Genomic DNA, 13712 nt, shown 5'->3' with positions numbered 1-13712 from the left:
CGGCGCGCGGGAGGCGGCGGGCTCGCTCCGCCTCCTCCCGCGGCTCCGCCTGCTGACCGTCGTCCGTTAGCGTGGGGCGCATGCCCTCAGGTGACGCAGCCGCGGACCCGCTCGACGCGGGCTGGGTCCGGCGAGCGCCGAGCCGCGCGGGGTACGCGCGCGACGCGGTCACCGCGGGGATCCTGCTGATGGCGACGCTCACCTCCATCGCGCTGTACACCTCCGCGGGCTTCCCCGATGCGACGCACCCGATCGTCAGCGCCCTCTGGGCAGGCTCGATCACGCTCCCGCTCGCGCTGCGTCGGCGCTTCCCCGCGAGCGTCGCGGTCGGCCTCTCGGTCGTCTACGCGCTCGGGATCGTGCTGCAGGTGCCGGAGTCGCTGTTCGGGCAGATCTGCCTGTTCTTCGCCCTGTACTCCGTCGGCGCGTGGGGCCGGAACCGGCGGGCGGCCCTCGTCGTCCGAGTGGTGATCGCCGTCGGGATGCTGGGCTGGCTGCTCACCACGCTCGCCACGGGCGAGTACTTCGGCAGCTCGGTGCCGGTCGACGACTCCCCCGGCCTGCTCTCGCCCTACGCGGCGGAGTCGGCTCTCGCGGTGGTCTCCAACCTGCTCTACTTCGGCAGCTCCTACGTCTTCGGCGAGGCGTCCTGGCAGTCGGTCCGGCGGCTCGAGGCGCTCAAGGCGCGCACTGCCGAGCTCGACGATGAGCGCGTGCGGTCCTCCCAGCGGGCGCTGTCGTCGGAGCGGCTGCGGATCGCGCGCGAGCTGCACGACGTGGTCGCGCATCACGTGAGTGTGATGGGGGTGCAGGCCGGAGCGGCGCGGCGGGTCCTAGCGCGCGATCCCGAGCGGGCCGCCGCCTCGCTCAGCGCGATCGAGAGCGACGCGCGCTCGGCGATCGAGGAGCTGCACCGCATCCTGGTCGCCCTGCGCGCCGAGGACGCGGTCCCGAATCCGCTCACCGACGCCGCCTCGACCCGCGGAGTCGCCCAGCTCGAGGAGCTGGTCGCCGCCTCGAACGGCTCAGGACTGCCCACCGCGTTCCGCACGCTCGGCACGCCCCGCGAGATCCCGGCGACGGTGGGGCTGAGCCTCTACCGCATCGCGCAGGAGTCGCTCACGAACGTCCGCAAGCACGCGGGACGCGGCGCGCACGCCGAGGTGCGCCTGCGCTACGCCCCCGACGCCGTCGAACTCGAGATCGCCGATGACGGCGGCTCCGGCCCGCACCCCAGCGCCCCCGCCTCCTGCGGCCTGGGCCACACCGGCATGAGTGAGCGAGCGGCGGCAGTCGGCGGCTGGATCGAGATGGGGCCGAGGGAGGGTGGCTATCTCGTGCACACTCGGGTTCCGCTGTCCCCCGTCCGGGCGAGCATCCTGGACGCGGACGTTCCGGTGGGGGGCGACCCGGTAGCGTCGTCGGAGGCGTCGTGGGGGCGCCAGGAGCGAGCGAGCGGGGACCGCCCATGACCGAGCACGTGCGCGTGCTGCTCGTCGACGACCAGGAACTCGTCCGTGCTGGCTTTCGCATCGTCCTCGAGTCCGAGCCGGGGATCGAGGTCGTCGGCGAGGCGCGCACCGGATTCGAGGCCCTGCAGCGGGCCTCGGAGCTGTGCCCCGACGTGATCTGCATGGACGTGCAGATGCCCGGGCTCGACGGCTTGGCAGCCACCCGGGAGATCGTCACCGACCCCCGCCTGTGCTCGCGGGTGCTCATCCTGACCACCTTCGACCGCGACGACTACCTTTTTGACGCCCTCTCGGCCGGCGCGAGCGGGTTCCTGCTCAAGAACGCGTCGCCGGAGGAATTGGTCGAGGCCGTGCAGGTGGTGGCCCGCGGTGATGCGATGCTCACTCCGGACATCACGCGGCGCGTGATCGAGCGGTTTGCGGCCGGGCCGGAGCGTCCACCCGCGGCCGTCGAGCACCCCGGAGTCGCGGAGCTGACGGACCGCGAGCGCGAGGTTCTGGTACATCTGGCGCGGGGCTGGTCGAACGCGGAAATCGCGGCCGAGCTGTTCGTGGGCGAGGCGACCGTGAAGACACATGTGTCGAAGATCCTGATGAAGCTCGGCGTGCGCGACCGGATCCAGGCGGTGGTGTTCGCCTACGAGCACGGGATCGCGGTGCCCGGGCAGTCGTGAGCGCCGGGTGTCCACCGGTGTGGACAGCGGATGGACGAACCTGCGGACATCGACGAATGCGGAGATCGGCTGGACGGTTCCGCGGCGCAGCCCGCCGGATACGTCGGGGGCCGACCCGCGTGGTCAGCGCCGCGAGGGCGGGGCCGCCGGGCGGGGCGGGCTGCGACGGACGAACTCCATCCGGATGTCCGGCACGATTGTGCGGTCAAGCACGACCGTCATGTAGCGGCCGTCGACGCGGGCGCCGATCGCGACCACATCCGGATCCGTGTCCACGCGATAGCCGCGCAGCGCCTCCCCGTCCACGATCACCGGGACGCCGCGCACGATGTCCTCGTCGCGAAGAGCGGCGGCGACCACCGGCATCCCGCCGCGACGGCTGCGCACACGGCCCGGGAAAGTGTTGCGGAGCACGTCGCCCATGTGCGCCGCGAGACGCGACTCCAGGGGCCGGCTGCGCTCGGCGGGGATCGGCACGGAGGTGCGCACCGCCTCCCAGAGCACCGGATACCGCATCCGCGTCACCTGGTCGACCATCCAGGGCGGCAGGTGGTCGTTCTCGGCACGCTCGATCGCGCGGTCTTGCTCGGGGGTCAGCGGGACGTGGTTCACCGGGTCGGCGCGATTGCGCGGGTTCTTGAAGAACGAGTACGAGAGGGAGATCTCGATGAAGCGGCCGAGCGCCATCGTCTGCGCCGCGGCGAACTCCTCTAACCGCGGCTGCGGCGCGAACGCGAGGACGGGATCGCCGAAGCGAGCCGCGATCTCGTCCACCCCGGGAGGGGCAGGCATGTCGCGTACAGCTCCCGTCGTGTCCATGCGCATACGTCAAGAGTGGCCTGCCTCCCAGCCGATACCAACTTCTTGACGACAATCGGCTTTTCGGTCGTCGTCCGTCGACCTACCCGAAACGCCTGCGGCGGCGGGGTGGGCGCAGCGAGGGTGCCTCAGGGACTCCTCCGAGCGGCGGGCTGCGAAGATGGAGGGATGAGCGCTCTGCACGATCCCGATGTCCGCGGCTTCGCCTCCGACAACTACTCCGGTGTGCACGACGAGGTCCTCGCCGCGATCGCAACGGCCAACGGGGCGCACCAGATCGCGTACGGCGAGGACGCGTACACCGAGCGGCTGCAGGACGCGTTCCGCCGCGAGTTCGGCGAGCAGGCGCAGGCCTTCCCCGTCTTCAACGGCACCGGCGCCAACGTCACCGGCCTGCAGTCGATGCTCCCCCGGTGGGGCGCCGTCGTTTCGGCCGCCACCGCACACATCACCTCCGACGAGGGCGGAGCGCCCGAGAAGGTTGGCGGGATCAAGATCCTCACGGTGCCCACTCCCGACGGCAAGCTCACCCCCGGCCTGGTCGACCGGGAGGCGTGGGGGTTCGGCGATGAGCACCGCGCCCAGCCGCTCGTGGTCTCGATCACGCAGTCCTCCGAGCTCGGCACCGTCTACACACCGGAGGAGGTGCGCGCGCTGGCCGACCACGCGCACGGCCTCGGCATGCGGCTCCACATGGACGGCGCGCGGATCGCGAACGCCGCGGCCTCGCTCGGCCTGCCGCTGCGCTCCTTCACCTCGGATGCGGGCGTCGATGTGCTCTCGTTCGGCGGCACCAAGAACGGCATCCTGCTCGGTGAGGCGATCGTCGTGCTCGACCCGGCGGCCTCGACCGGACTCACGTTCCTCCGCAAGACCAACATGCAGCTCTCCTCCAAGATGCGCTTCATCTCGGCGCAGCTGCTCGCGCTGCTCGGCGACGGCGGCAAGGAGGAGCCCCTGTGGCTGCGCTCGGCCCGGCACGCGAACGCTATGGCGGCGCGGCTGCGCTCGGGGCTCGAGGCGGCGATCGCCGACGGTCGGATCGGCGGGCTCGAGTTCACGCAGCAGACCCAGGCGAACGCGGTCTTCGCGACGCTGCCGCCCGGAGTCGCCGACCGGCTCCGCGCCGCCTACCGCTTCTACGACTGGAACCCGGCGACCGGCGAGGTCCGCTGGGTGTGCTCCTTCGACACGACGGCGGACGACATCGACGCGTTCACCGCGGCCATCGAGCGCGAGCTGGCCGCGTGACGGCGCGCTCCCCGCGTGCGGCGGCGATCGGCGTCGCACTGGCGCTCCTCGTCGGGCTCAGCGGCTGCACCACGGCCGAGCGCTCCGACGCGCCGACCCCGTCGCCGTCGCCGTCCGCCACAGCCTCGGCGACTCCGTCGGCCACTCCGACGGCCTCGCCCACCGCCTCGACCCGGCTGGGCTGCGACTCCCTCCTGCCCGCGTCGCGCGCGGCCACGGCTCTCGGGGTCGCCCGCAGCGGCCTCGAGGGCAGCCGCGAGGTGACGACGCGCTCCTCGGGCGAGCTGATCCGCGAGGCGGCGGAGGAGAACGGCGGACTGCTCCGCTGCTCCTGGTACGACGAGGACGCGTCGATCACGGCGGCCGCGGTCGAGGATGCGGCGGAGGCGTTCGCCGGCCGCCCGGGTCCGCGGCTCGCGACCGACGTCGAGGCCTACGGATCCTGCACCGACGGCAGCTGCGACCTCGACCTGCTCGCCGGCACCACCTGGGTGACCCTGCAGCTGCGAGGAGCTGCGGCGGGAATCGACCTCGCGGCGCTCGCGACCGGCACGGCCGCGGCGGCCCTGGGCACCCTCGACGAGCCGGTGACCGCTCCTTCGCCCGTCTGCACCGAGGTTCTCACCGGCGAGCAGCTGACCGGAGCCGCCGGGCTCGCGCAGCCGACAGCGGCGGCCGGGACCGGGACGGCGACGACCGCATCCGCTGCGGCGGCGGCCCGGGCCGGGTACGTCTCCTGTAGCTGGAGCGATGCGGCCAGCGCGGCCTACTCGGGCGTGACCGTCGATGCGCTGCCGAACGGGGATGACGGCTGGCGCAACCTCTCGTTGACCTCCGGCCTGGCGATCCCGCTCGAGCCGCTCGACGGTTTCGGCGAGAAGGCCCTCACCGGTTGCGCGGCGGGCGTCTGCGAGATCGACGCGCTGGCCGAGGACGTCTGGTGGCGCATCACCGTTACCGGCGACGCCACGAAGGCCGAGTCCGTCGCCCGCTCCGTCCTCGCAAACTCCTAACCCTCCCGCGCTCCTCCCTCCCGCGAGATGCCACTTGTGCGCGCCTTCACCGGCGTGTCGCGCTCATAAGTGGCATCTCGCGGGGGGCGGGGTAGCGCCAGTACTCGTACCAGGAGGATTCGCGGCAGCGGAGGGACGCGTAGAGGCGGCGAGCGCCGGCGTTGGAGGCGAGCACCTGGAGCCAGAAGCGCTCGATACCGCGGCGCGACGCCTCCTCGAGGAGCGCGCGGATGACGGCGGAGGCGAGGCCGCGGCGGCGCGCGTCGGGGCGGGTCGCCATGCTGAAGAGGCCGCCCCAGAGCTCGCCGTTCTGCGCAGTGACCACGGCGAGACGGCCGGTCGCGGCGGGGCCGTCTCCGTCAACGGCGAGGGCAGAGGAGGAGGGGCAACCCAGGAGGATGCGCTCGGCGACCGCGCGCGCGTCCGCTCCGCCGCGTCCGTCGACCGACCACCAGAGGGCGAGCCAGTCCTCGTCGGGAGCCGCGGCGAGGCGGACAGGCGTCGGCAGCGCGGGCAGCGCGGCGAGCGCCTCCTGGACCGATCCGGTCAGCACGAGTGTGCGGTCGATCGGCGCGGCGCCCCGCTCGGCGAGTAGCTCGGTCAATCCCTCGGGGCTCGGCGGGCCGACCTGTACGAGGGGCGCGATGCCGTGCTGGTGGGCGAACGCCTCCGCCTCGTCGAGAGCGGCCGCCTGATCGGTGACGTCCCCGGAGGCGAGCAGCGAGTTGGCACGCTTGGTCACGCCCGCGGAGGCGCGCAGCTCCCACGCGCCGAGCGGGCGGCGCACGAGCGCGGGCCAGGCGTCGGCGGCGAGTCGGTCGAGCAGCAGCGGATCCATCGGGTCACGGTAGCGGGAGGTCCTTCGCGTCGTAGCTCACATCCCGCGGTTCTGGTGAACAGCATCCAGCTCCGGAGGGTACTCCTGCCGAGCCGACCCTCTTCTGACGCCCTGCCGCGCCGCTCCGGCTCGCGGAAACGACTCCGGCTCGCAGGAACCGCTCGATCGGACGAGCCGAGCGGGATCCTGCGAGCCGGAGGTAGCCGGAGGGACGAGCCCTACATGTTGATCATGTGCCCCTTCAGGCCGTGGAAGCCCTCCTGCAGCGCCTCCGACAGCGTCGGGTGGGTGTGCACGTTGCGGGCCAGCTCGGTCGCGGTGAGGTCCCACTTCTGGGCGAGGGTGAGCTCGGGGAGCAGCTCGGAGACGTCCGGGCCGATCATGTGCGCGCCGAGGAGCTCGCCGTACTTCTTGCTCGCGATGAGCTTCACGAAGCCGGTGGGCTCGCCGAGGCCGTGGGCCTTGCCGTTGGCCATGAAGGGGAAGGTCGAGACGGTGATCTCGTGGCCCTCATCCGTCGCCTGCTTCTCGGTGAGGCCGAAGGAGGCGATCTGCGGCTGGCAGAACGTCGCGCGCGGCATCATCCGGTAGTCGCCCAGAGTCTGGGTCTCGGCGCCGGCGAGGGTCTCGGCGGCGACGACGCCCTGCGCCTCCGCGACGTGCGCGAGCTGGAGCTTGGCGGTGACGTCGCCGATGGCGTAGATGTTCGGGACGTTCGTGCGCATGTGGTCGTCGATCGCGATCGCGCCGCGCTCGGTCAGCTCGACGCCCGTCTTCTCGAGGCCGAAGCCCTCCGTGCGGGGGACCCAGCCGATCGACATGAGCACCTTGTCGACCTCCAAGGTCGACTGCGTGCCGTCCTTCGCGGTGTAGGTAACGGTGACGTAGCCGTCCTTGTCCACGACCGACTCGACCTTGGTCGAGGTCAGAATCTCGACGCCGAGCTTCTTGTACTGCTTCTGGATCTCCCTCGAGACGTCCGGGTCCTCATTGGGGAGAGCGCGGTCCATGAACTCGATGATCGTCACGTCGACGCCGTAGTTCTTGAGGACGTACGCGAATTCCATGCCGATCGCGCCCGCGCCCACGATGGCCATCGTGTCGGGCAGCTCGCGGGTCATGATCTGGGTCTCGTAGGTGACGACGTTCTCGGAGAGTTCGACGCCGGGGAGGAGGCGGACGCTCGCGCCGGTCGCGATGATCGCGTCATCGAAGATCAGCGACTCCGTGCCGCCCGTGCTGAGCTGGACGTCGAGGCCCTTCGGGCCGGTGAAGGAGCCCACGCCGTCGAACTCAGCGATCTTGTTCTTCTTCATCAGGAAGTGGACGCCCTTGGTGCGGCCGTCCGCGACCGAGCGGCTACGGTCGAACGCCGCACCGAAGTCGAAGGAGACGTCGCCGGAGATGCCGAACTGCTTCGCCTGGGTGTGGAAGAGGTGGGCGAGCTCCGCGTTGCGCAGCAGCGCCTTGGACGGGATGCAGCCCACGTTGAGGCAGACACCGCCCCAGTACTGCTTCTCGACGACGGCGACGGACTTGCCGAGCTGGGCGGCGCGGATCGCGGCCACGTATCCGCCGGGGCCTGCCCCCAGGACGACGACGTCGAAGTGCTGGGCCATGGATGATCCTCCAGAGTCGTGGATGGTGGTGCGCGGGATGACCACGCCGTCTCCCACCGTACCGTTCCGGGGCTCGGAGGCGGCCCGGTCCTCCGTAGGCGAACGCGCGCGTGGGCGCGGACTGGGCCCACGCAGGAATGTCCGCGGGGCGGGGACGGTTGGAGTGCGATGGGCAACGGAGCCCGTCCCCCAGCCCCCGCACGGAAGAAGCCCGCCATGGCCCTCATCGCCTCCCGCACCGCCACGACCAGCGCCCCGATCCTCGACGTCCTCGCGGAGCGCTGGAGCCCGCGCTCCTACGACGCGACCGCGACCGTCTCGGACGAGACCCTCACGTCCCTCCTCGAGGCCGCGCGCTGGTCACCGTCCGCCAGCAACTCGCAGCCGTGGCGCTTCATCGTCGCCCGCCGCGGATCCGACGAGTTCGACCGCATCGTCTCGACCCTCGCCGGCTTCAACGGAGCCTGGGCCGGCTCCGCCGCCGTCCTGGTCGTCGCGCTCGCCGAGACCCTCGACGCCGAGGGAAAGCCGCGCCCGTGGGCCAGCTATGACCTCGGCCAGTCGATCGCCCACCTCAGCGTCCAGGCGCACCACGAGGGTCTGCACGTGCACCAGATGGCCGGCTTCGACAAGGACGCCGTCCGCGCCGCGTTCGACGTCGACGAGCGCTTCGACCCGGTGACGATCGCGGCGGTCGGAGTCGCTGCCGAGGCCGACGCGCTGTCGAACGAGACGCTGCGCGAGCGCGAGACCGCGCCGCGCAGCCGCCTTCCCCTGGCGGAGCTCCTGCTCGTTCAGGCGTAGCCGCCGCACGTCGAAGGCCTCCCCCGTCCGCGGATCGGGGAGGCCTTCTGTGTTACTCCCCGTGTCGGGCCGCGAGGTGGCGCCCGGGGCCCCTCCGTACGATCGGACGATCCGCCCGTCCGTCCCGCCATCCGGAGAGACATGCCCGCCACCCCCGCCGCCCGCACGAGCCTGGCCTTCGACGCCGAGCTCGGCCAGTCGGCGTTCCCCGTGCGCTTCGAGGGGGTCGGCCGCACTTTCGCGCCCGGGGCGCCGGTGCTGACGGACGTCTCACTCGAGGCGGCCGCGGGCGAGGTCATCGCGATCCTCGGCCCGAGCGGCTGCGGTAAGTCGACGCTCCTGCGCATCGCCGCTGGCCTGGACACTGCATCAGAGGGCTCCGTGCTGATCGGCGGCGCACCCGTCTCGGGCATCGACCCGCGCTGCGCGGTGGCGTTCCAGGAGCCGCGGCTGCTGCCGTGGCGGAGCATCGCCGATAACGTCGCGCTGGGTCTGCCGCGCGGCACTCCGCGTCCCGCCGCCCGTGCCGCCGTCGACGAGCTCCTCTCGCTGGTCGGCCTCACTGCGCACGCTCGCTCGCGCCCCCGCGAGGTGTCCGGAGGGATGGCCCAGCGCGCCTCCCTCGCCCGCGCGCTCGCGCGCAATCCCGGCGTGCTCCTCCTGGACGAGCCGTTCGGCGCGCTCGACGCACTGACGCGCCTGCGGATGCAGGACCTGCTGCTCGAGGTGCACGCGGCGGCTCCGGCGACGATCCTGCTCGTCACGCACGATGTCGACGAGGCCCTGCAGCTGGCCGACCGCATCGTGCTCCTCGGGCGAGACGAGCCCGGAGGCATCTCCCGGATCCAGCGGATCGTGACGGTCCCCGGCGTTCGACCCCGGGACCGCGGCTCGGCGGAACTCGCCGAGTACCGCGCCGAGCTGCTCGCGGGGCTCGGCATCGAGCGGCACTGACCCGGGCGGCACCGAGCCGTACGGCACCGAACCGGGCCCGCACCGATGGGGGCCGCACGGTCTCCCTCCACAGCCGCCGTCTCCGTCCGCTCTCCACCGAACCGGCTCCTTCCGGCACCATCGCTCCCCCGCAGCACCCACACTCACTCTTGTCACCGCATCCCGAAGTCGAGGCCCCCATGTCGTTCCCCAGCTCCCCGTTCACCACTTCCCCGCTCACCCGCCGCACCGCTCTGGCCGGCCTGCTCACCGCCGCCGCCGTCCCGCTCCTTGCGGGCTGCGTGCAGGGCGAGGGCGGAGCAGGAGCGGCGGCCGCCGACACCGCGGCCGGAGGCACCCGGGGCGGCACCCTCACGCTCGACTTCGCGACCTACAACCCGTTGAGCCTGGTCATCAAGGAGAAAGGCTGGCTCGAGGCGGCCCTCGCCGAACAGCAGGTCACCGTCGCCTGGGTGCAGTCGGCGGGATCGAACAAGGCCAACGAGGCCCTGCGCGCCGGAGCGATCGACGTCGGCTCCACTGCCGGCTCCGCGGCGCTGCTCGCCCGCTCGAACGGTTCGCCCATCAAGACGATCAACATCTTCTCGCAGCCGGAGTGGTCGGCCCTCGTGATTCCAGCAGGCTCAGCGATCACCGCCGTCGAGCAGCTGAAGGGCAAGCAGATCGCGGCCACCAAGGGCACCGACCCCTACTTCTTCCTGGTGCAGGCGCTCGAGGCCGCCGGGCTGAGCATCGGCGACGTGACGGTGCAGAACCTCCAGCACGCCGACGGCTGGGCCGCGCTGCAGAACGGCTCCGTCGACGCCTGGGCGGGCCTTGACCCGATCATGGCCGGTGCCCAGGCTGCCGGGGCGACCCTGCTCTACCGCAACGTCGACTTCAACTCCTACGGTCTGCTCAACGCGACCGAGAGCTTCCTCGCTGAGAAGCCGGACCTGGCGCAAACCGTGGTGAACGCGTACGAGCACGCCCGCGCCTGGGCGCTCGAGAACCAGGACGAGACGGCCAGCATCCTCGCCTCCGTCGCCGGGCTCGACGTCACGGTGGCGACCACGGTCATCACCGAGCGCAGCAACCTCGACGTCGACCACGTCCCGGGCTCCGCCCAGACCGACGTGCTCGCCGTGATCGGCCCGATCTTCGTCGAGAACGGCGACGTCGCCTCCCAGCAGCAGGTCGACGACGCGCTCGACTCGCTGCTCGACGGCACCTCCGCGTCAGCGGCTGACCCCAGCGCAATCGGGGCGTGAGGGGCAACGCCTCATTCCCCTGCGACCGCCCTGCCACCTGAGGAGACGACGATGACGATCCGCGACAACGAGACCGCGACCGACGCCGACCTGTTGAGCGCGGGCACCGGGCTCGTCCAGGTTCCGGGCGCGGCCGGGTTCGCCGTGGTGGGCCCCGCGGTCGCCGCCTCCCGGCGCCGGCTCCGCGAGGACCGCGCTCGGGGGTCCCGCCCGCTCACCTCGCGGCGCTGGTTCGTCGTCGCCGGCGGGGCGATCCTCCCCGTGCTGCTGCTCGCCGCCTGGCAGATCGCGACGACGAGCGGACTGGTCTCGGTCGCCGTGTTCCCCTCGCCCGCGATGGTGTGGGCGGCCGGAGTCGACCTCGCCCAGCGCGGCGATCTGGGGCAGGACGTCGCTATATCGACACAGCGAGTGCTCATCGGATTCGCCCTCGGCTCGGCTCTCGGACTCCTCGTCGGGGCGATGTTCGGCCTCTCCCGCGTCTGGGAGGTGGTCCTCGGGCCGACCCTCGGCGCGATCCGGGCCGTACCCTCGCTGGCCTGGGTGCCACTCCTGCTGCTCTGGCTGGGCATCGGTGAGGAGTCGAAAATCACGCTGATCACGATCGGCGCGTTCTTCCCCGTCTTCACCACGGTCGCGACGGCGCTCGGCCACGTCGACCGACACCTCGTCGAAGCCGGCCGCGCGTTCGGGCTCTCGAGCGTCCGGCTGTTCACGACGGTGCAGCTGCCCGCGGTGATCCCCGCCGTGATCTCGGGGCTGCGCCTCGCGCTCGCCCAGTCGTGGCTGTTCCTGGTCGCGTCCGAGCTGATCGCCTCCTCGATGGGCCTGGGCTTCCGACTCATCGACAGCCAGAACAACGGCCGGATCGACCGAGTGTTCCTCGCGATCATCCTGCTGGCCGTGCTCGGCAAGCTCACCGACGCCGTGGTCGGCGTCTTCCAGCGCTACGCCGTGAGGAAGTGGGCGTGAGCACCCGGGAAGGAGGTCCGAAGGTGAGCGAGACGATCGTCAACCTGCTCGACGAGCACCGACGCTTCCCTCCGCCCGCAGCCTTCGCTGCCCGGGCGAACGTCGGTCAGCAGGAGTACGCCCGCGCCGCCGCGGATCCGATCGCCTTCTGGGAGGAGGCGGCCCGCCGCCTCGACTGGGCGGAGCCCTGGCACACCGCGCACACCTGGGAGCCGGCCACGCCGCAACCCGACGGCTCGCTCTCGGTACCGCGCACCACCTGGTTCGAGGGCGGACGACTGAACGTCGCCGTCAACTGCGTCGACCGCCACGTGGACGCGGGCCGCGGCGAAAAGGTCGCGCTGCACTTCGAGGGCGAGCGCGGGGACCGGCGGTCCATCACCTACGCGCAGCTCCAGCGCGAGGTCGCCCGCGCCGCGCACGCGCTCACCGCGCTCGGGATCGGCACGGGCGACCGCGTCGTCGTCTACCTGCCGGTGATCCCGGAGACGGTCGTAATCACCCTCGCGATCGCGCGCATCGGAGCGATCCACTCGCTCGTCTTCGGCGGCTTCTCGGCCGAAGCGGTGCGGTTCCGGGTGGAGGACACTGGGGCGAAGCTCCTCGTCACCACCGACGGACAGTTCCGGCGCGGAGCAGCGGTGCCCGTCAAGGCGAGCGCCGACCAGGCGGTCGAGGGCGTCACGTCGATCGAACACGTCCTCGTCGTCCGCCGCACCGGTGAGCAGGACGTGCCCTGGACTCCGGGCCGCGACGTCTGGTGGCACGAGCTGGTCGACGCGCAGAGCGACGTCCACGAGGCAGAAGCCTTCGACTCCGAGACGCCGCTGTTCATCATCTACACCTCCGGCACGACCGGGAAGCCGAAGGGGCTGGTGCACACCAGCGGCGGGTACCTCACCCAGGCGTCGTGGACGCACTGGGCGGTCTTCGACGCGAAGCCCGACGACGTGCACTGGTGCACGGCCGACCTTGCCTGGGTGACCGCGCACACCTACGAGATCTACGGTCCGCTCTCGAACGGGCTGACCCAGGTGCTCTACGAAGGCACGCCGAGCACGCCGCACACGGCCCGGCACTTCGAAATCATCGAGCGCTACGGAGTGAGCGTCTACTACACGGCGCCGACCCTGATCCGCACGCTCATGACCTGGTTCCCCGAGGGGGTGCCCGTGCGGTACGACCTGTCGAGCCTGCGCCTGCTCGGCACGGTCGGCGAGTCGATCAACCCCGAGGCCTGGGTCTGGTTCCACGAGGCAGTCGGCGGCGGGCGCTGCCCGATCGTCGACACCTGGTGGCAGTCCGAGACCGGCGCCGCGGTGATGTGCCCACTGCCGGGCGTCTCGACACTCAAGCCGGGCTCGTCACTCGGTGCCCTGCCCGGACTCGGAGCCCTGGTCGTGGACGAGGACGGCGAGCGGGTCCCGAACGGCTCCGGGGGCTACCTCGTGGTCGACCGCACCGGGCCGGCGCTCGCGCGCACCGTGTGGGGAAATCCGGAGCGCTACCGCGACTCCTACTGGGCCCGCTACGCGCGACAGGGCTGGTTCTTCTCGGGAGACGGCGCGAAATACGACGCCGACGGGGACATCTGGGTGCTCGGCCGCGTGGACGACGTGATCAACGTCTCCGGCCACCGCCTCTCCACGATCGAGATCGAATCCGCCCTCGTCGCCCACCCGGCGGTCGGTGAGGCGGGAGTCGTCGGAGTCGCCGACCCGACGACCGGGCAGGCGATCGCGGCGTTCGTCATCCCCTCCGACGAGGCCGTCGACCGGGCCGAGGAGGACGCGGCCTACTGGAGTGGGCTCAGCTCGTCGCTCTCCGCTCTGCTGCGCGACCACGTCGCTACCGCCATCGGGCCGATCGCCAAGCCGCGCGACGTGGTGGTGGTGCCCGACCTGCCCAAGACGCGCTCCGGCAAAATCATGCGCCGCCTGCTCGGCGACATCCGCGACGGCCGTCCGCTCGGCGATGTGACGAGCCTCCAGGACGACACCGTCCCGGCGCGCATCGCGCGGATCGTCGCGCAGCTCGGCTGAGGCG

Annotated in this window: 12 protein-coding genes; 9 read left to right on the top strand and 3 right to left on the bottom strand. The window is 71.8% G+C overall.

Annotation, left to right across the window (positions count from 1 at the left end; translation table 11 throughout):
• Positions 1-80: 80 nt before the first annotated feature.
• Together A6122_RS00865 and A6122_RS00860 are read left to right on the top strand one after the other, a co-directional pair.
• Positions 81-1472, top strand: coding sequence for a sensor histidine kinase (locus tag A6122_RS00865; RefSeq protein WP_068250452.1), 1392 nt, complete (start codon positions 81-83; stop codon positions 1470-1472).
• Complete coding sequence (locus tag A6122_RS00860; protein WP_068250449.1) at positions 1469-2146, top strand: response regulator; 678 nt, start codon at positions 1469-1471, stop codon at positions 2144-2146. Before A6122_RS00865 ends, A6122_RS00860 begins: the two co-directional genes overlap by 4 nt.
• A gap of 123 nt (positions 2147-2269) precedes the next feature.
• Here the strand turns inward: A6122_RS00860 and A6122_RS00855 are convergent, their stop codons facing one another.
• Positions 2270-2938: a hypothetical protein gene (locus A6122_RS00855; RefSeq protein WP_146076735.1), complete on the bottom strand. Its 669-nt coding sequence runs from the start codon at positions 2936-2938 to the stop codon at positions 2270-2272.
• Positions 2939-3133: 195 nt separating this feature from the next.
• On the opposite strand from A6122_RS00855, the gene A6122_RS00850 reads away from it, so the two are divergent.
• Positions 3134-4216 (top strand): threonine aldolase family protein, encoded by a 1083-nt coding sequence (locus tag A6122_RS00850; RefSeq protein ID WP_068250443.1) that lies wholly within the window; start codon positions 3134-3136, stop codon positions 4214-4216.
• Positions 4213-5229, top strand: coding sequence for a hypothetical protein (locus A6122_RS00845; protein ID WP_068250441.1), 1017 nt, complete (start codon positions 4213-4215; stop codon positions 5227-5229). Before A6122_RS00850 ends, A6122_RS00845 begins: the two co-directional genes overlap by 4 nt.
• Before the next feature lie 46 nt (positions 5230-5275).
• Here A6122_RS00845 and A6122_RS00840 read toward each other — a convergent pair whose 3' ends face one another.
• Both A6122_RS00840 and lpdA read right to left on the bottom strand, forming a co-directional pair.
• Positions 5276-6067, bottom strand: coding sequence for a GNAT family N-acetyltransferase (locus A6122_RS00840; RefSeq protein WP_068250438.1), 792 nt, complete (start codon positions 6065-6067; stop codon positions 5276-5278).
• Between the two features lie 218 nt (positions 6068-6285).
• On the bottom strand, positions 6286-7686 hold the full coding sequence (gene lpdA, locus A6122_RS00835; RefSeq protein WP_068250435.1) for a dihydrolipoyl dehydrogenase: 1401 nt from the start codon (positions 7684-7686) through the stop codon (positions 6286-6288).
• A gap of 216 nt (positions 7687-7902) precedes the next feature.
• Here lpdA and A6122_RS00830 point away from each other — a divergent pair, with 216 nt between their 5' ends.
• The 5 genes from A6122_RS00830 (at position 7903) to acs (ending at position 13708) form a co-directional block, all read left to right on the top strand.
• A complete protein-coding gene (locus tag A6122_RS00830) occupies positions 7903-8490 on the top strand; it encodes a nitroreductase family protein (protein WP_068250432.1) in 588 nt (195 codons plus the stop codon).
• 141 nt (positions 8491-8631) lie between these two features.
• Positions 8632-9444, top strand: a complete 813-nt coding sequence (locus A6122_RS00825; protein ID WP_068250429.1) for an ABC transporter ATP-binding protein — start codon at positions 8632-8634, stop codon at positions 9442-9444.
• 179 nt (positions 9445-9623) lie between these two features.
• Positions 9624-10694 carry an aliphatic sulfonate ABC transporter substrate-binding protein gene (locus A6122_RS00820; protein ID WP_068250426.1) on the top strand — a complete coding sequence of 357 codons (1071 nt, stop codon included), beginning with the start codon at positions 9624-9626 and terminating at the stop codon, positions 10692-10694.
• A 51-nt stretch (positions 10695-10745) separates the two neighbouring features.
• A complete protein-coding gene (locus A6122_RS00815) occupies positions 10746-11666 on the top strand; it encodes an ABC transporter permease (RefSeq protein ID WP_084415720.1) in 921 nt (306 codons plus the stop codon).
• Between the two features lie 23 nt (positions 11667-11689).
• Positions 11690-13708 (top strand): acetate--CoA ligase, encoded by a 2019-nt coding sequence (gene acs / locus A6122_RS00810; protein ID WP_068256781.1) that lies wholly within the window; start codon positions 11690-11692, stop codon positions 13706-13708.
• The last annotated feature ends 4 nt before the right edge of the window (positions 13709-13712 follow it).

The sequence above is a fragment of the Rathayibacter tritici genome (assembly GCF_001641005.1).
Lineage (GTDB): Bacteria > Actinomycetota > Actinomycetes > Actinomycetales > Microbacteriaceae > Rathayibacter > Rathayibacter tritici.
The sequence above is the reverse complement of the archived record's forward strand: the minus strand, read 5'-3'. Positions and strand labels throughout refer to the sequence as shown.